The organism is Alteromonas sp. ABH4_457 (assembly GCF_056160625.1).
In genome coordinates this window covers 656,169-680,440 of the sequence record NZ_JBSWXN010000001.1, presented here as the reverse complement: position 1 = coordinate 680,440, position 24,272 = coordinate 656,169, and the positions used below count along the sequence as shown (strand labels likewise).

24 protein-coding genes are annotated in these 24,272 nt (G+C 49.0%); 7 read left to right on the top strand and 17 right to left on the bottom strand.

From position 1 onward, the window contains the following. Window positions 1-9: 9 nt before the first annotated feature. The 9 genes from ACXAGR_RS02875 to murJ form a co-directional block, all read right to left on the bottom strand. Window positions 10-582 (bottom strand): PilX N-terminal domain-containing pilus assembly protein, encoded by a 573-nt coding sequence (locus ACXAGR_RS02875; protein ID WP_119501961.1) that lies wholly within the window; start codon window positions 580-582, stop codon window positions 10-12. After that, window positions 582-1,421, bottom strand: a complete 840-nt coding sequence (locus ACXAGR_RS02870; protein WP_474848027.1) for a PilW family protein — start codon at window positions 1,419-1,421, stop codon at window positions 582-584. The genes ACXAGR_RS02875 and ACXAGR_RS02870 overlap by 1 nt, the downstream gene beginning before the upstream one ends. Then, window positions 1,418-2,038, bottom strand: a complete 621-nt coding sequence (locus ACXAGR_RS02865) for a type IV pilus modification PilV family protein (RefSeq protein ID WP_303573082.1) — start codon at window positions 2,036-2,038, stop codon at window positions 1,418-1,420. The genes ACXAGR_RS02870 and ACXAGR_RS02865 overlap by 4 nt, the downstream gene beginning before the upstream one ends. A 156-nt stretch (window positions 2,039-2,194) precedes the next feature. Next, complete coding sequence (ispH, locus tag ACXAGR_RS02860; RefSeq protein ID WP_119501964.1) at window positions 2,195-3,139, bottom strand: 4-hydroxy-3-methylbut-2-enyl diphosphate reductase; 945 nt, start codon at window positions 3,137-3,139, stop codon at window positions 2,195-2,197. A gap of 17 nt (window positions 3,140-3,156) precedes the next feature. Continuing rightward, window positions 3,157-3,603 (bottom strand): FKBP-type peptidyl-prolyl cis-trans isomerase, encoded by a 447-nt coding sequence (gene fkpB, locus ACXAGR_RS02855; protein WP_119501965.1) that lies wholly within the window; start codon window positions 3,601-3,603, stop codon window positions 3,157-3,159. Between the two features lie 14 nt (window positions 3,604-3,617). Beyond that, entirely contained in the window at window positions 3,618-4,136 is a 519-nt protein-coding gene (lspA, locus tag ACXAGR_RS02850) for a signal peptidase II (protein WP_474848025.1), read from the bottom strand. Continuing rightward, window positions 4,129-6,948, bottom strand: a complete 2,820-nt coding sequence (gene ileS / locus ACXAGR_RS02845; protein WP_474842533.1) for an isoleucine--tRNA ligase — start codon at window positions 6,946-6,948, stop codon at window positions 4,129-4,131. Before ileS ends, lspA begins: the two co-directional genes overlap by 8 nt. Before the next feature lie 54 nt (window positions 6,949-7,002). Further along, the gene (ribF, locus tag ACXAGR_RS02840; protein WP_474842535.1) at window positions 7,003-7,935 is read right to left on the bottom strand and encodes a bifunctional riboflavin kinase/FAD synthetase; all 933 of its coding nucleotides are present in this window, start codon (window positions 7,933-7,935) and stop codon (window positions 7,003-7,005) included. A 90-nt stretch (window positions 7,936-8,025) separates the two neighbouring features. Next, window positions 8,026-9,585, bottom strand: a complete 1,560-nt coding sequence (gene murJ, locus ACXAGR_RS02835) for a murein biosynthesis integral membrane protein MurJ (protein WP_474842537.1) — start codon at window positions 9,583-9,585, stop codon at window positions 8,026-8,028. Between the two features lie 308 nt (window positions 9,586-9,893). Here murJ and rpsT point away from each other — a divergent pair, with 308 nt between their 5' ends. Further along, the gene (gene rpsT, locus ACXAGR_RS02830) at window positions 9,894-10,154 is read left to right on the top strand and encodes a 30S ribosomal protein S20 (RefSeq protein WP_119501969.1); all 261 of its coding nucleotides are present in this window, start codon (window positions 9,894-9,896) and stop codon (window positions 10,152-10,154) included. 74 nt (window positions 10,155-10,228) lie between these two features. Here the strand turns inward: rpsT and ACXAGR_RS02825 are convergent, their stop codons facing one another. After that, window positions 10,229-11,407: an alpha/beta hydrolase gene (locus ACXAGR_RS02825; protein WP_474848023.1), complete on the bottom strand. Its 1,179-nt coding sequence runs from the start codon at window positions 11,405-11,407 to the stop codon at window positions 10,229-10,231. Window positions 11,408-11,841: 434 nt separating this feature from the next. Between ACXAGR_RS02825 and ACXAGR_RS02820 the strand changes: the two genes are divergently transcribed. The 5 genes from ACXAGR_RS02820 to ACXAGR_RS02800 all read left to right on the top strand — a co-directional run bounded on the left by ACXAGR_RS02820 (window position 11,842) and on the right by ACXAGR_RS02800 (window position 16,649). After that, window positions 11,842-12,033: a hypothetical protein gene (locus ACXAGR_RS02820; RefSeq protein ID WP_119501972.1), complete on the top strand. Its 192-nt coding sequence runs from the start codon at window positions 11,842-11,844 to the stop codon at window positions 12,031-12,033. A 168-nt stretch (window positions 12,034-12,201) separates the two neighbouring features. Then, a complete protein-coding gene (locus tag ACXAGR_RS02815) occupies window positions 12,202-13,002 on the top strand; it encodes a UDP-2,3-diacylglucosamine diphosphatase (RefSeq protein ID WP_474842544.1) in 801 nt (266 codons plus the stop codon). A gap of 127 nt (window positions 13,003-13,129) precedes the next feature. Continuing rightward, window positions 13,130-14,848, top strand: coding sequence for a bifunctional ornithine lipid synthase OlsF (gene olsF / locus ACXAGR_RS02810; RefSeq protein ID WP_474842546.1), 1,719 nt, complete (start codon window positions 13,130-13,132; stop codon window positions 14,846-14,848). Between the two features lie 204 nt (window positions 14,849-15,052). Continuing rightward, window positions 15,053-15,448, top strand: coding sequence for a BlaI/MecI/CopY family transcriptional regulator (locus tag ACXAGR_RS02805; RefSeq protein ID WP_474848021.1), 396 nt, complete (start codon window positions 15,053-15,055; stop codon window positions 15,446-15,448). Beyond that, on the top strand, window positions 15,441-16,649 hold the full coding sequence (locus tag ACXAGR_RS02800; protein ID WP_474848019.1) for a M56 family metallopeptidase: 1,209 nt from the start codon (window positions 15,441-15,443) through the stop codon (window positions 16,647-16,649). The genes ACXAGR_RS02805 and ACXAGR_RS02800 overlap by 8 nt, the downstream gene beginning before the upstream one ends. Before the next feature lie 65 nt (window positions 16,650-16,714). On the opposite strand, the gene ACXAGR_RS02795 is transcribed toward ACXAGR_RS02800, so the two are convergent. From ACXAGR_RS02795 to ACXAGR_RS02780, 4 genes are all read right to left on the bottom strand, one after another. Continuing rightward, a complete protein-coding gene (locus ACXAGR_RS02795) occupies window positions 16,715-18,235 on the bottom strand; it encodes a DHA2 family efflux MFS transporter permease subunit (protein ID WP_474848017.1) in 1,521 nt (506 codons plus the stop codon). Then, window positions 18,236-19,288: an HlyD family secretion protein gene (locus tag ACXAGR_RS02790; RefSeq protein ID WP_474848015.1), complete on the bottom strand. Its 1,053-nt coding sequence runs from the start codon at window positions 19,286-19,288 to the stop codon at window positions 18,236-18,238. A 13-nt stretch (window positions 19,289-19,301) separates the two neighbouring features. Further along, window positions 19,302-19,775, bottom strand: a complete 474-nt coding sequence (locus ACXAGR_RS02785; protein ID WP_303573068.1) for a MarR family winged helix-turn-helix transcriptional regulator — start codon at window positions 19,773-19,775, stop codon at window positions 19,302-19,304. Window positions 19,776-19,895: 120 nt separating this feature from the next. Continuing rightward, window positions 19,896-20,210: a hypothetical protein gene (locus ACXAGR_RS02780; protein ID WP_474842558.1), complete on the bottom strand. Its 315-nt coding sequence runs from the start codon at window positions 20,208-20,210 to the stop codon at window positions 19,896-19,898. 219 nt (window positions 20,211-20,429) lie between these two features. Between ACXAGR_RS02780 and ACXAGR_RS02775 the strand changes: the two genes are divergently transcribed. Continuing rightward, window positions 20,430-20,606, top strand: coding sequence for a hypothetical protein (locus tag ACXAGR_RS02775; protein WP_474848013.1), 177 nt, complete (start codon window positions 20,430-20,432; stop codon window positions 20,604-20,606). A gap of 73 nt (window positions 20,607-20,679) precedes the next feature. On the opposite strand, the gene ACXAGR_RS02770 is transcribed toward ACXAGR_RS02775, so the two are convergent. From ACXAGR_RS02770 to hupB, 3 genes are all read right to left on the bottom strand, one after another. Then, window positions 20,680-21,666 carry a glycosyltransferase gene (locus ACXAGR_RS02770; RefSeq protein ID WP_474848011.1) on the bottom strand — a complete coding sequence of 329 codons (987 nt, stop codon included), beginning with the start codon at window positions 21,664-21,666 and terminating at the stop codon, window positions 20,680-20,682. Window positions 21,667-21,746: 80 nt separating this feature from the next. Beyond that, entirely contained in the window at window positions 21,747-23,639 is a 1,893-nt protein-coding gene (ppiD, locus tag ACXAGR_RS02765) for a peptidylprolyl isomerase (protein ID WP_474848009.1), read from the bottom strand. 235 nt (window positions 23,640-23,874) lie between these two features. Beyond that, complete coding sequence (hupB, locus tag ACXAGR_RS02760; protein ID WP_119501982.1) at window positions 23,875-24,147, bottom strand: nucleoid-associated protein HU-beta; 273 nt, start codon at window positions 24,145-24,147, stop codon at window positions 23,875-23,877. Window positions 24,148-24,272 lie beyond the last annotated feature (125 nt).

Below are 24,272 nucleotides of genomic sequence, written 5' to 3'. Positions count from 1 at the left end.
TCATAATTCCTACTGCGAAGCGGGCGCGATAACAGCGGCAGTCACGGTATTTGCCACCACCGTTGAACGCTCGGCTACCTTGCCACACCCTCTGACAACAAACACGTGACAGTTAACGTTACTACCACCAATCACATTACTTGAGCCTCTGCAGGCCTGCTCACGTACGAAAGCGGTTTTCGACCAGCTTTCAGTACGCATATCATTCTGATAATTACCGCTTCCGTTGTGTTCTGAGCCGGTATTCAGTACTGAGGTAGTTACCCGACGGTCAGTCCAGTTCTGATCAGAACAACTCAATGTATCGGAATCCGGATCAAACTGAGTTCCCTGACGGGCTTCTGACAAGGGATCGGTTTTACTGGAATCGGTCAGTAAAATTTCGTCTTCAGCTTCAAAAAACACCCCGGCCAGTGCCGCTTCCGCAGCATCGAAAGCCTGCCCGGAACGCTGCATCGACACAGCCATTTTACTCTGCCCAAGACTTGACGACACAGCACTGACACCCAGGATAGTCAGTGATAATAAAATAAGCAGCGCCAGAATAAGTACCATGCCTTGCTGAGGCTTTAATCCTTGCATCACAGGCTCCTCACAAAATTCTTCATATTGCGTAACGCCAGTGTTTGCGTGAACACCTGAAAATAGTGCCCGCTGTCAGTAGTTACCGCGCTCTCATTCAGTACGGCTATATTGCGGCTGGCGATATTTGAGACCTGAGAGGCATCACTTTTTAACAACACCCCGATGCGTACCGATACAACCTGACGGTTAACCGCCCGCAATGCTGACAACTGGCTGGCGGTGACGTACTGAACAGCTTGTCCCTGAGAACCGGTGGCGGTGGCCGTAACCCCGTACTGCACCTGAAAACTCACGACATTGTCCATCAGAACCACTGACTTGCTGGTACCTGTTGCCGTTTTTACACCACGCAATGCCCTGCCATCGTATCCTGAACAATAGAGTTTTTCTCCGGACACGTAGTAACGGTTAACCACGTGAAATTCGTCATTGCCTGTGTAGCCATAACGGTTTCCGGTGCAATCCTCCCGCCCCAGAAAATTCACTACCAGTTCATCATCAGCGCCGCTTCCGCCCTGGCTTGAGCCAAGGGATGCGCTGGACAGGTAATCCCCCGGCAGGCCGACAGGACGGTTCTGAATAAATGCCGCTTCAACAAGGGGGTCTACCGTGGTATCCACTCTGGCTACTACCTGGTCGTAGCGCCCGGCCTCAATAACTTCGCGGTTCAGCCTTGCCATAACAAAACGTCCTGACTCCTGCACCTGGCTGACCGCCTGATTCAGGGAATTTGTCACTCTGGAACTGACCATTGTCTGGATCACTGCACCGCTGATCACCAGACCCAGCACCAGCGCGATCATCATTTCGATTAAGGTAAAGCCCCGCTGATTCATAGTGTGATGTCCTTAACCACGCAGGCATTACTGTCGCCGGAGTCAGGGTTACACCGGGTATTTAACGTGTACTGTTGCCTGGAGGAAGACGAAACCGGCCAGGTCAGCATAATATGAATGCGGGAGCCTGCTGAGCAGGTGTCAGCATCTCCGCTGTTACTGTCAGTGCAGGACACATCCAGTGTAATGGCTTTATTAGTTTGTACTGCTGCACAGGACAATGACCACGCATCGTACTGCGCTATCTGTGCTTCGCTGCATGTGCCGCTTTCACAGTCGGGAATGGAAGAAGGCAGGCTCAGACAGTGACACGCATACGTATCACCGGAACCACAGGACAGCGTGGCAAAATTATAATTGTTACTGGTGAAATAAGCGTTATTCACTACCATTCCGTCGCCTGCCGTGGCCGGCCGCGTGGCAGCCCGTAACCGCTCTGCTACCTGTTCGGCAACCAGTTCAGACTGTGTGCGGCTTATCGCATCCCTGTTCGCAAAAGAACCCACAAATTGCAGAGATGCAACGCCAAGCAGACCGATAGCAAGCACGAACAACGTTATGAGGACTTCAATGAAGCCCACACCGGTTTGCCGTTTTTGCAACGTATGCTGACGCATAACTAGTCTACCTGTTCAAAAATTAAACTTACCCCGCATTTATCCTACATCAGAGGGGCATTTTAATAAGTATCGGCAGAAATCGTTGGGTATTGAAAAGTATAATTCGCGGAGCAGCAACACTCCGCGATGAAGAAAGGCGTAACGGGGAAGGAGTTAACTGACTTGTTTAATACGTAACTCTTTAGGCACGGCAAATTCTACGTTTTCTTCACGTCCGGGACGTTCAGAAGCACTTTGCGCTCCCCATGCCTTAAGCTGATTGACTACCCGCTGCACCAGCACTTCCGGCGCAGAGGCACCGGCGGTAACACCGATGTGTTCAACACCTTCAAGCCACGCTTTCTGAATACAATTTTCATCGGCAATAAGATGCGCCTGCGCCCCCATTTTCTCCGCGAGTTCACGCAGACGGTTGGAGTTGGAGCTATTAGTAGCACCGACAACCAGCAACACTTCGCAATCTGTCGCCAATTCACGCACGGCATCCTGACGGTTTTGCGTAGCGTAACAAATGTCGTCTTTGCGTGGACCGCTGATTGCCGGGAATTTGTCTCTGAGTGCATCGATAACATCCGCAGTATCATCTACCGATAACGTAGTCTGACTGCAGAAATACAAATGCTGCGGATCCTTCACTTCCAGCTTTGCAACATCTTCGCTGGATTCCACCAGATAAATGCCACCTTCCGGATTATTGTACTGCCCCATTGTACCTTCTACTTCAGGGTGTCCGGCGTGACCGATGAGGATACATTCCGTGCCGGTTTTACTGGCGCGTGTCACTTCCATATGCACTTTCGTTACCAGCGGACAGGTTGCATCAAACACTTTCAGTCCGCGGGCTTCTGCTTCTTTTCGTACTGCCTGAGAAACGCCGTGAGCTGAAAAAATAACGATGCTGTCATCCGGCACTTCATCAAGCTCATCAACAAACAGTGCGCCACGCTCTTTTAGTCCGTCCACAACAAATTTATTGTGGACCACTTCATGACGTACATAGATAGGCGGGCTGAACATTTCCAGTGCACGTTCAACAATTGTGATGGCACGGTCTACACCCGCACAGAAGCCACGGGGGTTGGCAAGATGTATTTGCATAAAAGCTCCGCTAAACCTTACGCTGCAGAATTAATAACGTCGATTATCTCGACATCGAAAATCACCGTCTGACCTGCCAGCGGATGATTGAAATCTACGGTAACAGAATCTCCGGCAAGACTTCTGACAATGCCCGGTACTTCGCTGCCGTCAGGCTGTGAAAACGCCACGATCATACCTTCCTCAAGGTTTAGATCATGGCTGAAACGGGTGCGTTCCATATGATGGATATTATCCGGATTAGGCTGACCGAAAGCGTCTTCAGGGGCCAGCGTAAAGGCCTTTTTATCGCCCTTACTCAAACCCAGCAGGCACGCTTCAAAGTTAGGTGTCAGGCTGCCATCGCCCATCACCAGCTTGGCCGGCTTATTCAGGCGGGTACTGTCAGCGGCAGAACCGTCTTCCAGCTTTAAATCGAAGTGCATGATCACTTCAGATTGGGCATTAATCACAAAATCACTCATACTGCGTGCTCCTGTTACGAATTTGAACCGGCGCTGTCAGACGCATTGCTTTCATCTTTACTGGTAAGCATGTCCCACACCAGTAAGGCAGCACCAATAAAAATGGCGCTGTCTGCAAGGTTAAAAGCCGGCCAGTGTGACTGACCAACATAAAAGTCTAAAAAGTCGATAACGAAACCGTGAACCAGCCGGTCGTAAACGTTACCTATGGCACCACCCAAAATAAAACAAAACGCCACCGGTAACAGCTTATGTCCTTTTCCGGCCTGTTTCAGCCACCATAGAATAACGGCACTCACCCCTACTGCAATAGCGGTAAAAAACCACCGTTGCCAGCCTGAGGCATCATGCAAAAAGCTGAACGCGGCACCGTAGTTACGTACATAAGTTAAGTTGAAAAACGGCAATATCTGAATGGACTCAGACAATGCCATTTCGCCGATAACTTCGTACTTGCTCCATAAGTCCAGTACCACCACGACAGCACTTATCCATAAAAAGCGCAGGCCGGTATCAGTCAACAGTTTAGGCATATTGACGATTTTCCCCTTCACCGTCGACGTTAGTTACGCAACGTCCGCATAATTCAGGGTGTGCTTCGTAACTGCCCACGTCATCACGGTGATGCCAGCAGCGAACACATTTTTCACCGCTGCTCTTCGTCACTTCAATGAACAGGCCATCCAGCTCTGTGGCTTTCGCGCTGTCTGTTTTTTCGCTTAACGGCAACAGCTCAACACCGGAAGTAATCAGGACGAAACGCAGTTCATCTTCCAGCTTGTCCAGTACAGATTTCAGTGCGTCATCTGCGAACAGTTTAATATTCGCTTCCAGTGAACCACCTAACTGACCGTCCTTACGCGCCTGCTCCATCGCCTGGTTGGCCGCGTCTTTCACTGTCATCACTTTATGCCAGTAAGCATCGTCGAAGCCGCCTTCTGTCGCAAAGCCAGCGAGGCCTTCGTACCAGGCTTCAGTGAATACAAATTCACTGCGCTCACCGGGTAACGCATCCCAGATTTCCTGGGCGGTGAAACTGGTGACCGGAGCCATCCAGCGAACCAGTGCTTCGATGATGTGGTACAACGCAGTCTGGCACGAACGACGGGCATTGCTATCCCCTTTCGCCGTGTATTGACGATCTTTAATGATATCCAGATAAAAACTGCCCAGTTCAATTGAACAGAAGTGAGTCAGTTTTTGTGATACCACCAGCATGTCGTAATTGTTGTACGCTTCAATGATTTCATTTTGCAGCTTTTCAGTGCGGGCAACGATCCAGCGATCCAGAGCAACCATATTGTCCGGTGCAACCGCATCTTTAACCGGGTCGAAACCATTCAGGTTAGCCAGCAGGAAACGGGCGGTGTTACGGATCCGGCGGTACGCATCAGCAGCACGTTTTAAAATCTCATCGCTCACCGCGATTTCGCCGCGATAGTCAGTCGACGCTACCCACAAGCGCAGTATGTCTGCGCCCAGCTTGTTTGTGACCTGCTGCGGCGCGACCACGTTACCGATGGACTTGGACATCTTACGGCCCTGCGCGTCCACAGTGAAACCGTGCGTCAGCACTTCTTTATAAGGAGCGTGACCATACATAGCTGTGGAGGTCATTAAAGACGACATGAACCAGCCTCGGTGCTGGTCAGAACCTTCAAGGTACAAGTCTGCGCTGGCAGGAATATCGTCACGACGTTCAACAACAAAATAATGCGTTACACCAGAGTCAAACCATACGTCCAGCGTATCAGTCACCTTTTCATACTGCTCAGCATCAGCACCTAACAGTGCAGCATCGTCCAGATCCCACCAGGCCTGTATTCCTTTTTGCTCAACAGCTTGCGCCACCGTTTCGATGATAGCAGCAGTCTCCGGGTGTAATTCACCGGAAATACTGTGTACATAAAGTGGGATAGGCACACCCCAGGTACGCTGACGTGAAATACACCAGTCAGGACGACCCTCTACCATTTTCTCAATGCGGTTCTGGCCCCACTCAGGGATCCACTCTGTCTTCTCAATTTGTTCCAGAGACGCTTTTCTCAGGCCTTTTTTATCCATGCTGATAAACCACTGAGGCGTAGCACGGAAAATGATTGGCGTTTTATGGCGCCAGCAATGGGGATAGCTGTGCTCATAATTGATATTCAGCAGCAGGTTGCCGTTCTCTTCGAGCTTTTCGATGATCGGTTTGTTTGCTTTGAACACGAACTGACCGGCAAACAGCGGCGTTTCGTCATTATAGACACCGTTGTTTGCAACAGGGTTGTAAACTTCGATGTCGTATTGCTTACCAACATTAAAGTCGTCTACACCGTGAGCCGGTGCTGTGTGTACAAGGCCGGTACCGGAGTCCGTAGTAACGTGGTCACCTAAAATGAACGGTACAGTGATATCCAGGAACGGGTGATTAACGGTCAGCTTTTCAAGTGACTGGCCCGTGCAGGTTGCCACTGTTTTAAAGTTTTCCACGCTGTAACGTGTCATACAGCTTTCAACCAGATCTTCCGCCAGAATTATCCAGTCGCCGCCGTCCAGTTCAACCAGTGAATACGTCAATTCAGAATGCAAACTAATCGCGCGGTTGGCAGGCAATGTCCATGGCGTGGTGGTCCAGATAACCGCTGACGCATTATGCGCTTTTAAGTCACCGGCAGACACACCAAATGCAGCAGCAATTGCGTCTGCATCCGCTACCGGGAATTTCACATCGATAGCTGGCGAAACCTTATCTTTATATTCAACTTCTGCTTCTGCCAGTGCTGAACCACAGTCTGTACACCAGTGAACCGGTTTGAAACCTTTTTCCAGATGTCCGGAGTCCGCAATTTTGCCCAGCGCGCGGATGATGTCGGCTTCAGACTTAAAATCCATGGTTTTATAGGGATTATCCCACTCACCAAACACACCGAGGCGTTTAAAATCTGCCATCTGGCCATCGATTTGCTTTTGCGCGTAGTCGCGGCACTTCTGACGAAACTCAGCCGCAGAGACTTTTACGCCCGGCTTACCGACTTTCTTTTCAACCATTAATTCGATGGGCAGACCGTGACAATCCCAACCGGGAACATAAGGCGCATCGAAATCAGATAAGGTTTTAGCCTTAACGATAATGTCTTTCAGAATTTTGTTTACAGCGTGACCAATGTGAATATCACCGTTCGCATAAGGAGGGCCATCGTGCAAAATAAATGGCTTCTTACCTGCTTTTGCTGCGCGAATTTGTTTGTACAGGTCTTTTTCCTGCCAATCGTTAAGCATCGCCGGTTCTCTTTGCGCTAAGTTGCCACGCATAGGAAAAGGCGTTTCCGGTAAATTCAATGTCGGTTTGTAATCGCTCATAAACTCGTTATTTCCGTCCACCTGCCGTTGCGAAAGGTCGCAACAATTTGATAATTAAATGCCGGCAATGCCAAACAGCGCTCTTGCTGCCTGCGCATCGCGCTGAATCTGTTGTTTCAATGCGTCAAATGACGCGAATTTTTCTTCATCCCGTAATTTCTTTACCGGATAGACTTTTATCTGCCCGCCGTACAGCGAACCGCTATAGCCAAATATATGCACTTCCAGTTGCGTGCGTTTGCCCGCCACAGTCGGACGGGAACCCACATTGGCCACGCCATAATAGCGGGTGTCATTGACATCCACGGTTACGGCAAATACGCCGTTAATGGCCGGGCGTGAACGTTTCAGTAATACATTGGCTGTCGGGAACCCGATTGTGCGCCCTTTTTTCTCACCGTGTACCACTCGACCGTCTATCACGAATGGCCGCCCCAGCATGTTACCGGCTTTTTCAAATTCACCGGCAGCCAGTACTTCACGCACTGCTGTGGAACTGATGCGGCAATCATCGACCATAAAGCTCTGGGTACTTGCGACTTCAAACCCCATGCTCTGCCCTGCCCGCTGCAACATGGAAAAGTCACCTCGGCGACCACGGCCAAAACGGAAGTCATCGCCTACCACCAGGAATTTCACGCCGAGACGCTCAACCAGCAACTCTTCGATAAAGGTGTCTGCAGACTGACTGGCAAAATACTCATCAAAGCGGACACACAATAAACGGTCAACATCCTGTGCTTTCAGTAACTGATATTTTTCCCGTAAGGTACTCAGGCGCGCAGGAGCTGTATCGGGACTGAACAGCTCTTCGGGCTGAGGCTCAAAAACCATAACGGTAGAGGGCAAGCCGAGTTCACGGGTTTTTTCATGTACATTTGCCAGTACTGCCTGATGGCCCCGGTGAACACCGTCAAACTTGCCAATAGTCAGCACGCACCCGCTATGATCGGGGCGCAAATTATGAAGACCGCGAATTAATTCCACTTGCTGCCGGGTTCCTGTAAGCCTGAGACTGAATGACAAAGCTCGCGATTATAAACGACCCGCACCGTAATACCAATCGTTGCGCATAGATTATCCGCCAAATGCCCGAAAGTGTCGTTTGCGGACACCTGAAACAAGCAAAACGAAGAGGAAAACAGCTACAGCGGAGCCAATAGTGAGAGTCACATGGTAAATTTGTGCAGTTAAATCCAGCGCATAAAATGCGTCACCCTGGTCTAAATACACAATGACACCCGCCATCAGAGTGCTGGCAATCACCACCTTAATAAGGAAAAACAGCGTTTCTCTGCTGGCCCTGTACACACCGTTTTTATGCAGTGTTGTGTAAAGCAGACCGGCATTCAGTGTGGCTGACAAAGAGGTCGCGATAGCGAGGCCAATGTAGCCGTAAGGAATAGCGAAAATCAGGTTAAACACCATATTGGCAATCATGCACCAGATCCCGAATTTTACTGGTGTTTTGGTATCCTGGCGTGAAAAGAACCCGGGCGCGAGCACCTTTACCCACATAAAACTCACCAGTCCGAAGGCATAGGCCACCAGCGAATAGGATGCCATACGGGCCGTTTCAGCAGTGAAAGCACCACGCTGGAAAATAACTGTCATAATCGGCTCAGCCATAAATGCCAGACCCACAGCAGCAGGAATACCCAGTAACGACACCATACGTACGCCCCAGTCCATGTTGCCACTGAATGCTTTGGGGTCGTTCGCCACATGATTGCGCGACAAAGTCGGCAGAATGACCGTTGCGATGGCAATACCGAACAAACCGAGTGGAAACTCCAGCAACCGGTCTGAATAATAAAGCCAGCTGATTGAGCCGGTAACAAGAAAACTGGCAATGAGAGTGTCGAACAGCAGATTGATCTGCCCTACCGACACACCAAACAGTGCGGGGATCATTAATGTGCGTACTTTCACCACGCCGGGATCATGCCAGCCCCATTTTGGCTTTACCAGTAATCCGGCCCGGTACAGAAACGGCAGTTGGAATAGAAGCTGAACGATACCGCCAATAAAGACGCCCCATGCCAGCGCAAAAGCCGGCTGGGATAAAGCCGGTGCCACGAACCAGGCGCATAATATGATACAAATATTCAGTAATACCGGTGTAAAAGCGGCCACGGCAAAGCGGTTTAACGTATTTAAAATCGCCCCTGCCAATCCGGTTAATGTGATAAAGGCTAGATAAGGAAAGGTGATTTTAAGCATGACAGAAGCGAGCTCAAATTTTTCACCGGCTTCTTCTCCCTGCCACCAGGCGATGAACCAGCCTGTACCAAAAATGGCTGTGAGTACCGGGGAAGCAAGAACACCCAATATGGCTACCACAAAAACAATCGCACCCAGCGTACCGGAGACCCTCGCAATAAAAGCCCGCAGTTCTGCCTTGTCGTCTTGATGGTGCACTTCAGTGAGCACAGGAATAAATGCCTGGGCAAACGCACCTTCAGCAAACAGGCGTCGCAGGAAGTTGGGAATTTTGTTTGCGAAGAAGAATACGTCAGCTGCCGCGCCATCTCCCATGAGTTTCGCTACAACGACATCCCTGACCAACCCGAGTATGCGGGAGATAAATGTCATCACACTGACAATGATCCCCGACTTCAATAACTTTCCTGACACGCGCGCCCTGCTAACTGAAAAATTCAGACCGCCACTATAGCGGAAGCGGGGGTTTGACGAAATCTCCGCAGAGAAAAATTCTGTACCGTAACAGTGTGTTGAATTAAAGATGAAAAAAACATGACAGACAGATGAATTCCCCATTTTGCCCTGCTATAATCCGCGCATCTCACGGGGGATGCCTTTATTGCGCAATCTCAAAACTATTTTTCCTGAGGTGTCGGGCAAAATAGTTTGACATTTGGTCGCCGGATGAGCATAATCCGCACCCTATTTTTTAGACATGTATTTATTTTGGGAGTTACACCTTGGCTAACATTAAGTCTGCTAAGAAACGTGCAATTCAAGCCGAAAAGCGTCGTCAGCATAATGCCAGCCGTCGCTCCATGACTCGTACAAGCATCAAGAAAGTAGTTGCCGCTATCGCTGCAGGTGATAAAGAAGGTGCACAAGCTGCACTGGCCGCTGCTACTCCGGTACTTGACAGAATGGCAACCAAAGGTTTGATTCACAAGAACAAAGCTGCTCGTCATAAGAGCCGTCTGTCTGCGCAGATTAAAGCGCTGTAAGACAAGCTGACGAGAAGTAAAAAGCGCCTTAAGGCGCTTTTTTTATGTCGGCAATTTTACCCAGCTTTGAATTATCACTGACTATCAGTCTCCCCGCCCCTCATCAATTTCAACAGGTTTGCTTTGCGGGTTTTATACGCACCTGCCTCCACATTTTCAGATATACTTTTTTCCACAGCCAGCGTACGCATCTTTAATGCTTTGTCGAGTTCACCATTTGCCTGGTAGCCATCAGCTAAACTGTCATAAGCATCAGCCATTTCGGGAAAAGTCCTGACGTTCTTCTGAAATAGTGTAATCGCGTTCTTAAAATCCTTTTCACCCAACGCTTTATAACCCAAATAATTAATTGCTTTATAAACTGGCTTTGCGTTGAAGCTATACCGCTCTGACTGGTCTGCGTAGAATTGCAAAACCGCCTTCTCTCCCTTTTCCAGTACGTCAGGAGCCGGCAAAAGTAGATTATTAAAGTGCTTCAGTGCGAGAGCATGTCCGGCAAGCGCGATGGTGTTGTGTGTTTCAGAAGTATCTAAGTCCATGTTATAGAAAAAACCATCCGGCACACGCTCACCCAGTAAAGACGTAAAGCGTTCAAAAGCACTTTGCATTTGTCCGTCTTCACTTCCCAGATTTACGTAAAGGTATTTGTTCAATTCAGGAGTGTTCTGATAAAAGTCCCGTGCTTGCTTGAAAATCACCTCATCATGCCACCATAAACTGGGACTGAATGCAAAGTATGCCTGAAAAAGTGCAGGCCTCGTCTGAAGAGCATAAACGGTCAGTAGCCCGCCTAACGAATGCCCGGACAAAATCCGTAATCCATTTGTGCGGAAATTTTCATCTACATGAGGAATAAGCTCCTGACCAATAAATGAAAGGAAATCATCCGCTCCCCCGGAAATTCCCCACTCGTCATAATCAGGATTTCTTGTAGGTGTAAAATCCCTTGTTCTGTGGGTATTCATAATGGCTATGATTATCATCTCTTGCGCCATATTTGACTGGTTCAGTAAATCCAGTGTGCCGGCTACATGATTTAAATTTCTCTGTCCGTCCAGAAGAAACAGCACAGGATATTGCTTATTTTCATAAAGCCTGTAATTGTTAGGGAGATGGACAAGAAGCTCTCTCGTTTCACCGAGAATTTTGGAATCAATCAACACCGTTTCATTACTGCCACGAACAGCTGCGCAGGAGAATTGCGAATAGCCCGTAATGAGCAATGCCAATAAAATAAAAAACAAGTTCTGCATTAATAATCCTTTATCCGGTAAATCCTGTTTCTGCAAAGTCCCGCTGTGCAGCATTTTCCTGTTTTAAATAGCTTTACTTAATTGGAGCGGGACACCGTGGTACTGTAACTGAGGTACAGGTAATAATGCAAAATTGACGAGAGGCAATTCCCGCCGCTGCGAAAAAACTACACAAAAGTGTGTTGCCGGGTAGCAACGTTAACGTCATTTTCATTTGTTAGTGTCAGGTACTGTGCTGAACCTGACCGCACGATTACGTGCATTTCGGCGACTTTTGGCGAACTTTCGCTGGTGATAACAGTAGTAAGCTGAGCTGGTAGAAATTTTGCTAAGGTTGTTAGTGTTAAGAGCTTAATGCTGAGTGTCACTGGCGGGAGTTCCTGCTAAGAACCCGGTGCAGTTAACGAATTTGTACAATCAAAAGTGAGATTACAATGATGAAAATCCAGGTACACGATAACAAAGGAATTGAAACCCACGAATTGTCTGCAGACGAGCTCACACCGCAGGTAGAGCGCAAGCTGAAAGCGCTTTATGCATTCGGCGGATACTGCAAAATAGGAAACACACGATATCAGAGTGCAGAAGTGCTGCTGGCAGATATTGCCCCCCGTATGGCCGGATAAATCGCAAAACTGGCTGCGTCAGCGAATGCGGCCAGTTCTTTCTCCTCGCATAAGGCCGTTGTCACGATACTGTCAGACAACCTTCACTAACCTGTAAACCTGCGGTCACCTGACTGTCAATTAACCATCCTAAGATGTCCTTCCAAAGTTACTGCTTTGGGAACGGCTATGAAACGCACTCACTACCGCACACTGTGGTTATCTGACATTCACCTTGGCAATAAAGATTGCAAAGCTGAATACCTTCTCGACTTTCTTAACAATGTCACCGTCGACACCCTCTATCTGGTTGGCGATATCGTCGATATGTGGGAGATGTCGCGGCAATTTCGCTGGCCTGAGGCGCACAATCAGGTGCTTCATACATTTATGAAAATGAGCCGTGAAGGGACCAAAGTGGTGTATCTGCCCGGCAATCATGACGAGCCGTTGCAGTCTTACTCCGGAATGGATTTTGGCGAAATAGAGATCCGCAGAGAATATGTTCATACCACCCTGCAGGGCAAAAAGTACCTTATCCTTCATGGCGATCAGTTCGATGCTGATGTGACCCTGGGAAAATTCCACGCCTGGATTGGTGATAAAGGCTACGACCTGCTTCTGTTCCTCAACCGCTGGTTTAACCGCTTCCGTCAGTGGCGCAACAACCACTACTGGTCTCTGGCAGGCTACATCAAAAAGCATATCAAAGGGGCTAACGAAGCCATCAGCCGTTATCGTGAAGCCTGCTGCGGCAGGGCGAAAAAAATGGGGCTTGATGGTGTGATTTGCGGCCACATCCACCACCCGGAAAGCACCATGGAGAATGGAATCCACTATATCAATGATGGCGACTGGATAGAAAACTGCTCTGCCCTTGGTGAAGATTTGCAGGGAAATCTGGCGCTTATCAGCTGGATTGATCATATGCAGGCACAAGCTTCTGTTACCGAGTTCAAGCCACGCTCAAAAGCAACGAAAGCGGCTTAATTAACAAATAATAACTGACCGGCAACGCTGCCTGCAGGTGAAGCACTCTGTCACGGAAATGCCATGAAACTGTGTAAAAAGCGTCACACTCAGTTGATATCGTTCGCTCAAAACAATGGGATAAAATATGTTTACTGTTGATGATGTACTGACCCGGCATTATCCGCAGGTTGCGGATAAACCCTGGCTATTTAAATCGCTGTCTTTTGTACTTCGCCACCTGCTGCATGAGCGGGAAATGACCGAGTTCAGTGAAACCTATCCTCACTACGTGGATATAGACTTTGTTGAACAGGTGCTTGAGTACTTTAATATCAGCTACTCTACCCGTGATGTGGAAAAAGAGCGTATCCCCACCGAAGGCAAAGTTGTCATTATTGCCAACCACCCGATTGGTACCCTCGACGGTCTTGCATTAATTAAACTGGTCAGTGAAGTACGCCACGACTTAAAAGTAGTCGCCAATCAGATGCTGATGGCCGTTGAACCTTTGCACAACATGCTGCTGCCGGTTAATAACATGCAGGGCGGCACACCTAAACAGCACCTTGAAGCCATACATAAGCATTTACACGGTGACGGGGCTGTACTGATTTTTCCGGCCGGAGAGGTTTCCAGGCTTCGTCCGCAAGGGGTACGTGATACCCGCTGGCATACAGGTTTCCTTCGTATCGCCAGACAAACCAAATCACCAGTGCTGCCGGTTTACATTGACGCTAAAAACTCGCCGTTGTTTTACGGCGTGTCTATGATTTACAAACCTCTGGCAACTGTGCTGCTGGTCAAAGAGATGTTTAAGCAGCGCAAAAAGCACTTACCCATGCGCATTGGCGAGGTAGTTCCTTACGAAGCATACAGCCAGCTCACCCTGCCTCTGAAAGAGCAGGTTAAGCTGTTTAAACGTCATTTATACCGCATCGGTGGTAACCGCAAGGGCGTACTGCCCACTCAGGCTCCCATCGCCACGCCGGAAGACCGCAAAGAACTGACCCGTGCCATTAAACAATGTGAGCACCTGGGTCATACTGCTGACGGCAAACATATTTACCTGTATCAGCATCAGGGCTATTCGCCCATTATGCGGGAAATTGGCCGGCTGAGAGAAATCGCTTTTCGCGCGGTGGGCGAAGGTACTAACCGCCGCCGTGATATTGACCAGTATGACTCCCACTACTACCACCTTGTCCTGTGGGATGAAAACGATCTTGAGATTGCCGGCGCCTACCGCTTCGGCGACGCATCCGTGTTGACGGAAGAAGGCCATCCCACAGGCCTGTATTCAGCTACCCTGTTCAATTATGGCAATGACAACGACGCTCTGTTCAAAGAAGGTCTGGAGCTGGGCCGGAGTTTTGTGCAGCCTCAGTACTGGGGTAAACGTAGTCTGGATTATTTATGGATTGGTATCGGTGCATTTCTGAGCCGTTACCCGAAATACCGGTATCTGTTCGGAGCAGTATCAATAAGCAACGCTTATCCGCAACCTGCCAAGGACTTGCTAGTGCAGTTTTACCGTACCCACTTTCCGGCAAAATTCGGCAGTGCTTCATCACGGCTACCCTATCAGGTATCACCGGAAGTGCAGGACATCTTCCCGGGTGAAGACTACAAAGCCGAATTTACCCAACTGAAACACTTGCTGGCGAATATGGGTGTGAATGTACCGACGCTGTATAAGCAATATTCTGAGATCACTAAAGCCGGCGGCGTTGCGTTTCTTGATTTCAACGTGGACCCGGACTTTAATGACTGTATAGACGGGCTTGTCGTCGTCGATACTGACAGCCTCACTGACAAAAAGCGTAAGCGCTATCTTGAGGATGCTTCACTGGCGAAATCAGCCTGACAAGTTACTACAATAAAACCATGCCCTGACTGTAAAAGCCCTGTTCATCAGGGCTTTTCATTATCCACTCCCTTTCTGCATTGATGCATGTCACTGGTGTTTTTCCGTTTAATTAAGCGCTGATTGAAAAATAAACTTGCACACATTGATTACATGTGTAATCTTAAATTAAGACTACAAGCGTAATCCATAAGAGACATAACAATGTCAGAAGATAAAAACCAGAAGCCCGATATTTCAAACGCTGAATTTGACGTGCTGGATGCATTATGGGATGGCTACCCGGCGACATCAGCAGACATTATTGCGCGTTTAAATTCCCGCAAAGCGTGGCATGAGAAAACCATCAAAACCTTGCTTAGCCGGCTGGTGAAAAAGCAGGTTATCAGCTTTGAGAAATTGCAGCGGCAATATTTGTACACACCGCTCATCGCCCGTGAAGATTACACCAAAAAAGAAACGGCCAATTTTGTCAGCCGGATGTTCAAAGGCAAGATTGCGCCTATGGTTGCCGGCTTTGCCAACCAGAACAGTCTTTCCAAACAGGATGTGGATGAACTGAAAGCATTGATTGAAAAGTGGGAGAAGAACAATGACTGACTGGTTGCTGCAACAGCAGGTTGTACTGTCTGTTGCGCTTATTTTTCTGATGTTAACCGTGCGCTTTCTTATTCCTGCTTTAGGCGCCGGCCGGGCGTATCAGCTCTGGCTGCTAATACCCGTGGTGCTCATTGCCCATAACCTGCCTGCTTCAGCAGTGAGCTTACCGGCTGGTCCGGTAAGCCGCTATGTCACCGGAACCGGCTCTTTAATCGCCAGCCCTGCTGGCAACACCTTTCTGTTCATATGGGCTGCCGGCGCATTCCTGATTGCTGCCAGTGTTGTTTTTCGCTACGTGGCTCTGGCCAGGCACATCGCAAACAAACACCGAACAGCAAGTCTGCATTCAAGACACTACCTGGTCAGTCCCGCCGTTTCAACGCCACTGCTGTTCGGGATACTCCGTCCGCAGATGATCATGCCTGCGTTTTTCCACAGCGCGTTCACGGAAAGACAGCAATCAATGATCATCGAGCACGAACAAACCCATCTGCGCCGGGGCGACCACCTGTGGAATGCTTTAGCGCTGATATTACTGAGCCTGTTCTGGTTCAACCCTCTGGTCTGGGCAGCGCTGTCAGCTTTCCGCACCTGCCAGGAAGTTTCATGCGACGCAGCAGTGCTGAGACACAAATCTCAGGCAGACAAAATTCATTATGCAAAAGCCCTTGTGCAGTGTGCTGAGCATACTACCGGCAATAACACCTTGTACCCCGCTTACGGAGAAAAGAAAACCATGCTTACACGCCTTACACAGATGCAAAAAACCACCACGGGCAATAAAACAATTACTCTGGCCACCTGCCTTGCTATCAGTATTTTTACAGCAAACACTGCGCTGGCAAAGCTCGCCGGTACGCCGGTGAAAGCAGAACAGGTTAATCTTGCGCAGCCCGTTATGCGAATTGACCCTGTCTACCCGGCTGAAGCCGCCGCAAACAATCAGGAAGGCTCGGTAATATTGAAATTTGATATTTCTGCCGCCGGCACTACAGAGAATATTGAAATTGTGGATGCCTTTCCTCATGGCGTTTTTGACGAGAGTGCCAGAGCTGCCCTGTCTCAGTGGGAATATAAGCCACGGGTTCAGGGCGGTAAAGCCATGCGCCAGACAGGTATACTGGTTCAACTGGATTTCCGTCTTGATAACACCCGTGAATCAAACGCAGATGAAATGGAGAAAATCAGCGTAACGCGGTAACGTTTTATGAATGGAATGCTCAAAGCCGGGGCAAACCGTTGCCCCGGCTTTGTTGTATTAACTGGTTATGCTGCTTTGGCCGGCGCAGTTGCAGGACGCAAAAGCAACAAAAGCGGAACCGATGCCAGAGTGATCCACATCATCAGGCGAAAATCCTGCAGATATGCCAGCGTGGTTGCCTGAGTAGTGACCAGTGTATTGAGGCTGCTCAACCCTGTACCCGACGTCGCATAAATTCCGTGAGCCACACTTTCCTTAAAGCCGGCATTATCCAGCGACATAAATTCTGCAAATACTGCATGATTCCGCTGTGCAGACTGAGCCAGATAGGTCATCACCACAGAGATGCCGATGCTGCTGCCAATGTTGCGTAACAAACTGAACAATGCTGTACCTTCATTACGGTACGAGGCCGCCAGTGTGGCGAAACTGGCGGTTGAGAGGGGCACAAAAACAAATCCCAGGCCCAGCCCCTGAATAACACCGGTACGGATAATTTCATGGGCACTGACATCCGCAGTAAACAGGGTCATGGCCCACAATGAGTAACTCATCAGCATGAGTCCGGTAAATATCATCAGCCGCACATCGACTTTACCTGAAAGGCGCCCCACCAGAATCATTGAAATCATGGTACCTATTCCTCTCGGAGCAAGCAGGTAGCCTACGTCCACCACCGGATAGCCCATGAGGTTTTGCATAAACGGTGGCAACAGCGCCATGGTGGCCAGCAAAATAATACCGACGATAAAGATAAACAGCAGCCCCACCGAGAAATTTCTGTCGCGGAACATGGCCGGTTCTATAAAAGGTTTACGGTGAGTGAATATATGCACAATAAAGAGATACATACCCAGCGCTGCCAGTGCCGCTTCGATAACGATTTCTCTGCTGGCAAACCAGTCCTGAGACTCTCCTCTGTCCAGCATCATTTGTAACGCGCCAATGGCCAGCGCCAGCATGGCAAAACCTGTGAGATCAAAACGTCTGTCAGGATCCAGCTCAGTTTCCGGGACAAATCGCATAAGGCCAAACCAGGCAAGGATACCGAATGGCAGGTTAATGTAAAACACCCAGCGCCAGTCATAATATTCTGTCAGTAGTCCGCCAAGGGTAGGCCCGAGAATAGGACCGAGCATAACGCCCACGCCCCACATGGCCATCGCCTGTCCATGTTTTTCTTTCGGCCAGGTATCCAGCAGTACAGACTGGGATAACGGCACCAGGCTGGCGCCGAATATCCCCTGCAGCAACCGGAAGATCACTATCTGATTTAAGTTCTGCGCTGCGCCGCAAAGCATGGATGCCACAGTGAATCCGACTACTGACCACATGAACAAGCGGCGGCGGCCAAATCTGGCACTGAGCAATCCGGTAAGCGGCATGAAAATCGCTGCGGCAACAATGTAGCTGGTCAGCACCCAGCTTATCTGATCCTGCGTGGCACTCATACTTCCCTGCATATGGGGCAAGGCCACATTAGCGATAGTTGTATCCAGCGCCTGCATGATAGTCGCCAGCATCACCGATAAGGTGATCATGACGCGGTTAGCAGATGATGATGACGTATCCGGCTGTGCAGACATCTACAGTGTCAGCCCTAATACTGAACGCTGATGCTGCGTGTCAATTTCCGTAATCACACTGAGCCCTGCTCTTAATAACGGCAAATCAGGCTCATCATCAAGCCGGATGCGCACAGGCAAACGCTGGGCGATCTTCACCCAGTTCCCAGTCCCGTTTTGTGCGGGCAGCACTGAAAATTCCGCGCTGGTTGCCGGACTCAAACTCTCTACCACTCCGTGCCACTGATGATCCGGATAAGTATCGACGTTGATGGTCACTTGCTGACCGGGCTTGACCCAGGTCAGATCGGTTTCAGTATAATTTGCCTCAATCCACATTTGCCGGTTCATGACCATCGACAAAGCCTGACTGCCGGCAGCAAAATACTGTCCGGTTTTAGGCGGTATACGCACTACCCCGTCCTGCGGTGCCAGTATCTGTGTATGTTTGTAATCAAGCAGTGCTTCCGCCAGCGTCGCTTTTGCCGCCAGATAATCAGGGTGTTGCTCAGCCGGCAGTGTATCGCTGCCTCCGAGAGACTCTGCGATTTGTTTAAGATCATCTTTTACCGCCAGTACGTTAAGTCTGGCAATGGCCACATTTTGATGGGCTGCGTCAAAATCTGCATCCGACACATAGCGCTTTTTCAACAGGTTATCCTGACGAACTTCCTCTTTTTGCGCATAGGCCAGCTTACTTTCTGCCAGTTTCAGTTCCGTTTGCTTCTCAACGTAAGAGGCTTTCAGGGCAGACAGTTCTGTTCTGACTTGTGCCATATTCGCAGCAGCCTTCTCCATGGCTACCTGATAGGGTTCAGCGTCAATTTCAAAAAGAATATCGCCTTTTTTGACTTGCTGATTTTCACGCACATTGACGTGAATAATATTACCGCTGACCTGAGGACTGATTTGGATCAGATCGGCTTTAACATAAGCATTATCCGTTTCAACCAGTCGCCCGCCGTGTAACCAAGCCGCACCGCCGGCAAGACATGCCAGTACCGGGACAACGACCATAAATAAAAATCTTTTGCTGCGTGAAGACGGCGCAGCTTTTGTGGATTCTTCTGACATTTAATTCTCCGTATCAGAAAGACATTGACATAAGACGTTCACGAATGAGCGTCAGCACATCGACAAACTGTGCCCGTTGTTGCTCACTGAGGTCCTGCAGCATTTCCTCGCGCAATGCTTCAATTGTCACTTTGATGGTTTTTAACACGGGTTCTGCATCTGCGGTCAGGTTAATCAGGTGAGCACGGCGGTCTGCCGGGTCCTTATCCCGACGGACCAGCCCCCGTAACTCGAGATTGTCCAGCAGCTTTGCAATAGTCATTGGCTGGATTTCAAGCATCTGCGCAAGCGCTTTTTGCTGTACACCGGGATTCATGGCTATCAGTTTCAGTGCTCTCGCCTGTGAAAGGGTGAGATCACTGCCATCTAACCTGTCCTGAAAAGCGCCACGCATGCGCCTTGTGATATCAGCCAGTAAAAAACCTTCTACCGGGCCATGCCGGGTATCGTAGTAACAGGGGGTTTCACGGGATGTGGAATTTTCCATATCAACCTCAATTAGTAAGCAATGCTTATTATATGCTTCAATTACTAATCATCAACAGCCGGACACGGAGTTACGGACGAGTAACAGGAAAAGCAGGATGGATATCAGGGGAAGGTAGAATTAACCGGCTATATCAACAATTTCTCTGGTATCCGGGCGAATACGAACGGTTTGACCGGCAATGGCGATTGATACGGTACCGGTCAGCGGATCTCTGCCGACAACTTTACCTGTCCGGTATACGTCATAACCGAGGATCATGCCGGGTTGCAAAATCTCATCAGCAGCCGGTTCAGCCGGTGTCAGCGCTGACACTTCAGTTACGGGAAAACTGTAATCATCCAGTGTGATATTTTGTGCTCTGTCAGCGGCCAGTACAGGACCTGCAATCAAGGTAACGACGATTCCCGCACACAACGCTTTAAAACTGAACATTAACTGCCTCCATTGCAACTTATTTTCTGTCTGATTACCGGGTCAGACGTTAAGCCGGTTACTGAACTTGTACTTCTGATTAGAAGAGATGTAAGCAATTAGCACGCCATTACACATTTGTTAATAAAATCAGTAGTTAATGTAGATATAAGAGTAATGACTGGAAAATAGTGACGTTTTTCCGCATCATAATTGCAACACACAAGGAAAAGATTACCCGTGATAAAGATAATTGTACTGATCCCTCTTCTACTCAGCCTGTTCTGGTTTGCCTATCTGAAAGCTAATAAATGGACACTCGCTCAGGGTAAACAGGGATTTATTTATATTCTGGTGTTGTCTGCGGTCATTGCGGCGTTTTATACCCTGATGATGTTTTTGACACACAGGATCTGATAAGGATGTAGCTGTCCGGAAAAAGGGAATAAGCGGAACATTAAAATTCTGTTCCGCAGGCTGGCAGAGGAGGTTAATCCGTCATCGGGAGAATTTCTGATACATTCCCCGTGGCGTGAGGTTGTGCATCATTCAGCACGTGACCGTTAATCACCTCTTCGTAAAGCTTGTAATAACGCTGTTCCATCACTTCAGCATTAAACACATCACGGGCATATTCGTGGCAGGCCTGCCGGGAAAAACTGTCTGCCTGAGCAACAGCCTGCTCAAGCTCTTTGTAACTTGACGACAAAAAACCTACATCAGCATTGTTGATAAGTTCAGGCAATGAGCCGTAGGGTGTAGAAAATACCGGTGTTCCCAGGAACAAACTTTCTGTGATCGCCAGCCCGAAAGGCTCATGCCAGCGTACGGGAAAAATAAGTCCTTTTGAGCGCCGGATTAACCTGTGCTTTTCCTCTCCGCCCACCATACCCTTGAAACGGGTGTGAAGGTGAAAATCGAAATACGGATTTCTGCCAAAGTTAAACCGGTTTCCCCCCAGCACAGCCAGCTTCTCATTGACGTTGCCGGCAATGCGGACAGCACCGTCCAGGTTTTTCAGTGCAGAGCGGGCCTTGCCGAGAAAATGAAAATAATTATCCGGCTTACCGGTATGAGGCTCACCATAATCCCGCCAGTCCAGTCCGTTATAAACGTAACAGCTGGCATGGTGATTAGACGCATGTTTCTCCGAAAGGAAAACCGTATTCTGCGGATAAGTTCTGGCTTCCCCTGCATTACCATGCTCGGTGCACAGGAACGGTTTATCCAGCTCACCTTCGTAAGGCCAGTGAAAATGCACCACATCAGGCCAGTCTGTGATTTGCTCACTGACCGGCTTATCACGGTCATATTTCAATGTCTGAGAGGCCAGTTCACCGGCATTGCGGGCCAGGAATTTGACTTCAAGACCTTGCCTCATCTGAGCCTGAGCCAGTGACCAGATAACCCTTTCCGTGCCACCGTACTTTTTAGCCGGTAACGGAAGTCGCGTTGCATAGGCGTGAAGAATACGCATTAAAAGTCCTTATATACCGGTTCTGCCGGTGGCAAAAAAAAGGTGCGCAAAGCGCACCTTCTGTGATTCAGCAATGTCGTTTAACGGGCCGTACCAAGGGTAACATCAGCCTCATCACGAAGCGCTTTAACAAAAGCTGCATAGGTAGACTGGCTGTTCGCCTGCGCCAGACGCTGACGGATGGCAGAAACTGTTGCATCATCCGCCGCTTCAGGCGCATGTACTGCAGTCAGTTCAATCAGTGCTACGTCGCCACTGCCTAACAGGGCCACACGGCGGGATTTGCCTTCAGCCGGCGCCAGAGTGAACAGGGTATCAAGCAGATTACGTGGTAATTGCTGATCACCACGATTCACGTTTTCAACGGTTTCCCAGTCCAGTGAACGGGCTGACAGAGAGTCTGCAATTTCATTACCACTTTCAAGCTGAGCCAGCTGAGCTTCCGCCCAGTCCTGCGCAGCCTGCTGCGCCTTTTCGCTGCGCAGAGACGCAGTGATAGACTCTTTTACTTCATCCAGTGACTTGGTGCGTTGGGCCTCATGTTCGTTAACACGTACCACCATTACGGTGCTGGCATCAAGTTCGATGAGATCGCTGTTCACCTGCTCTTCGATCAGTTCCGGCGAAAATACATCGCTGACAACCTGCGGGTTATCAATTTCGGCTGGTACGTCGTTACGGGTAAACAGCGGGGTAGTCTCAATCGATGTATTGGCAATGGCTGCCACTTCATCCAGAGTATCCGGTACTTCGAAGGCTACTTCTGCCATACGGGACTGAAGTTCATAGAAACGATCAGTGGCTTTTTCAGTGATGAGGTTTTCACGGATTTCACCGGCAACATCACTGAAAGGCTTAATGGTTTCAGGCTTCAGATCGGTCAGTTTGATGATATGGAAGCCAAACTCTGTTTTCACGACATCTGTCACATCACCCACATTCTTAAGTGAGAATACTGCTGAGTCGAAAGCGTCGTCCATCATGCCGGGCGTGATGTAATCAAGATCACCACCATTTTCAGCAGAGAAACTGTCTTCAGAACTTTCTTCTGCCACGGTTGCGAAGTCTGCACCGCCTTTAATTTCTGCCAGCAATGCTTCTGCTTTCGCTTTTGCAGCCTCTTCATCATCGCCGGTTTCAATCAAAATATGCGAGACGCGACGCTGTTCTTCATCACGGTACTGGTCTTTATTTTCTTCGTACCACGCAGACACTTCATCGTCAGACACCGTTACGTCGTCTTTTAAATCATCGACTGACAATTTGACATAGGCTACGCTGACTTTTTCTTCAGTATCAAACGAAGTGATGTTGGCATCGTAATAACCCTGAATGTCAGCATCAGAAATTTCAACTTCGTCAGCAAAAGGCGCTGCGTCCACTACGACATAGCGGGCATCGCGGGTCTGAGCCTGTAAGTCAAATACACGGCGGGCTTCACCGGGCAGGGCGAAGTCAGACACGCCAAGAGCGCGTGTCAACTGTTCACGGGTTAACTGTGTACGCAGGAAATCGCGGAAATCTGACGGCTGGTAACCGTTCTGACGTAAAAGGGCCAGGTAACGGTCGTTGTTAAACTGTCCGCCAAGCTGGAATTCAGGCATGCTGCGAATGGTGTCACGGATTTGATCATCACCCACACGTAAACCTAATTCGCGGGCTTTCTGCTCAACCAGCTTTTCGTCAATCAGGCTGTCCAGTACACCGCGGCGGAATTGCTGCATGTAACCTTCATCAGCAAACAGCGCTGATACGCTCTCACCGTATTGTGATTCCATACGGCTGCGCTGTGACTGATAAGCACGCTCCAGCTCATTCAGACCAATTTCTTCGCCATTTACAGTGGCGGCGACAGTTTCACCGGAACTGTTCAGGTAACTCCCTACACCGGCAAAAACAAAGCTCAGCACGACCAGACCAATGATAATCATTGCCCACGGGCCTTGCGAACCTTCTCGGATTCTCTCTAACATGACTTACTTTCAACTCCGTTGCTTACTGCTTCGCTCCGGCTTTGTTCAACACTCACCGGAAAAATATGGCAGATTATATCGATTCCCCGTGCCAAAGGCGATAATCCCGTCAGTCAATTTGAAGGAAATCCGTTGAATTCCAATAGATAGAGTTGGGTGACAGCGGAAAATGCGGGCAGGAGAAATAAAAAAGGCGATGGTACTGACCATCGCCTTTTATCGAATCTTTTTCTGCTTAGTTACAAGCGTCTTTCAGAGCTTTACCAGCTTTGAAAGAAGGAACTTTAGCAGCTGCGATTTGAATAGTCTCACCAGTTTGTGGGTTACGGCCACTACGCGCTGAGCGTTCGCGAACCGCAAACGTACCGAAACCTACCAGTGCAACCTGATCACCTTCTTTAAGCGCTGCGGTAACTGCATCAGTGAATGCATCTAATGCACGGCCTGCAGCAGCTTTAGAGATATCTGCACCAGCAGCGATTTGGTCGATGAGTTGAGACTTGTTCACAATTATGATCCCCTTCGATTGTTATTATACTCTTGTCCGAAAACAGTGATTGTCTTCAGAACGTTATAACAAGCTTGATTTCGACAATCAAGCTAAGTGTTACAATAAATTAACGTTTAATGAAT

Bases quoted from the DNA above. Each gene is read 5' to 3' on its own strand.
- ACXAGR_RS02875 (WP_119501961.1), bottom strand. From the start codon at position 582: ATGCAAGGATTAAAGCCTCAGCAAGGCATGGTACTTATTCTGGCGCTG.
- ACXAGR_RS02870 (WP_474848027.1), bottom strand. From the start codon at position 1,421: ATGAATCAGCGGGGCTTTACCTTAATCGAAATGATGATCGCGCTGGTG.
- ACXAGR_RS02865 (WP_303573082.1), bottom strand. From the start codon at position 2,038: ATGCGTCAGCATACGTTGCAAAAACGGCAAACCGGTGTGGGCTTCATT.
- ispH (WP_119501964.1), bottom strand. From the start codon at position 3,139: ATGCAAATACATCTTGCCAACCCCCGTGGCTTCTGTGCGGGTGTAGAC.
- fkpB (WP_119501965.1), bottom strand. From the start codon at position 3,603: ATGAGTGATTTTGTGATTAATGCCCAATCTGAAGTGATCATGCACTTC.
- lspA (WP_474848025.1), bottom strand. From the start codon at position 4,136: ATGCCTAAACTGTTGACTGATACCGGCCTGCGCTTTTTATGGATAAGT.
- ileS (WP_474842533.1), bottom strand. From the start codon at position 6,948: ATGAGCGATTACAAACCGACATTGAATTTACCGGAAACGCCTTTTCCT.
- ACXAGR_RS02825 (WP_474848023.1), bottom strand. From the start codon at position 11,407: ATGCAGAACTTGTTTTTTATTTTATTGGCATTGCTCATTACGGGCTAT.
- ACXAGR_RS02820 (WP_119501972.1), top strand. From the start codon at position 11,842: ATGATGAAAATCCAGGTACACGATAACAAAGGAATTGAAACCCACGAA.
- ACXAGR_RS02815 (WP_474842544.1), top strand. From the start codon at position 12,202: ATGAAACGCACTCACTACCGCACACTGTGGTTATCTGACATTCACCTT.
- olsF (WP_474842546.1), top strand. From the start codon at position 13,130: ATGTTTACTGTTGATGATGTACTGACCCGGCATTATCCGCAGGTTGCG.
- ACXAGR_RS02805 (WP_474848021.1), top strand. From the start codon at position 15,053: ATGTCAGAAGATAAAAACCAGAAGCCCGATATTTCAAACGCTGAATTT.
- ACXAGR_RS02800 (WP_474848019.1), top strand. From the start codon at position 15,441: ATGACTGACTGGTTGCTGCAACAGCAGGTTGTACTGTCTGTTGCGCTT.
- ACXAGR_RS02795 (WP_474848017.1), bottom strand. From the start codon at position 18,235: ATGTCTGCACAGCCGGATACGTCATCATCATCTGCTAACCGCGTCATG.
- ACXAGR_RS02790 (WP_474848015.1), bottom strand. From the start codon at position 19,288: ATGTCAGAAGAATCCACAAAAGCTGCGCCGTCTTCACGCAGCAAAAGA.
- ACXAGR_RS02785 (WP_303573068.1), bottom strand. From the start codon at position 19,775: ATGGAAAATTCCACATCCCGTGAAACCCCCTGTTACTACGATACCCGG.
- ACXAGR_RS02780 (WP_474842558.1), bottom strand. From the start codon at position 20,210: ATGTTCAGTTTTAAAGCGTTGTGTGCGGGAATCGTCGTTACCTTGATT.
- ACXAGR_RS02770 (WP_474848011.1), bottom strand. From the start codon at position 21,666: ATGCGTATTCTTCACGCCTATGCAACGCGACTTCCGTTACCGGCTAAA.
- ppiD (WP_474848009.1), bottom strand. From the start codon at position 23,639: ATGTTAGAGAGAATCCGAGAAGGTTCGCAAGGCCCGTGGGCAATGATT.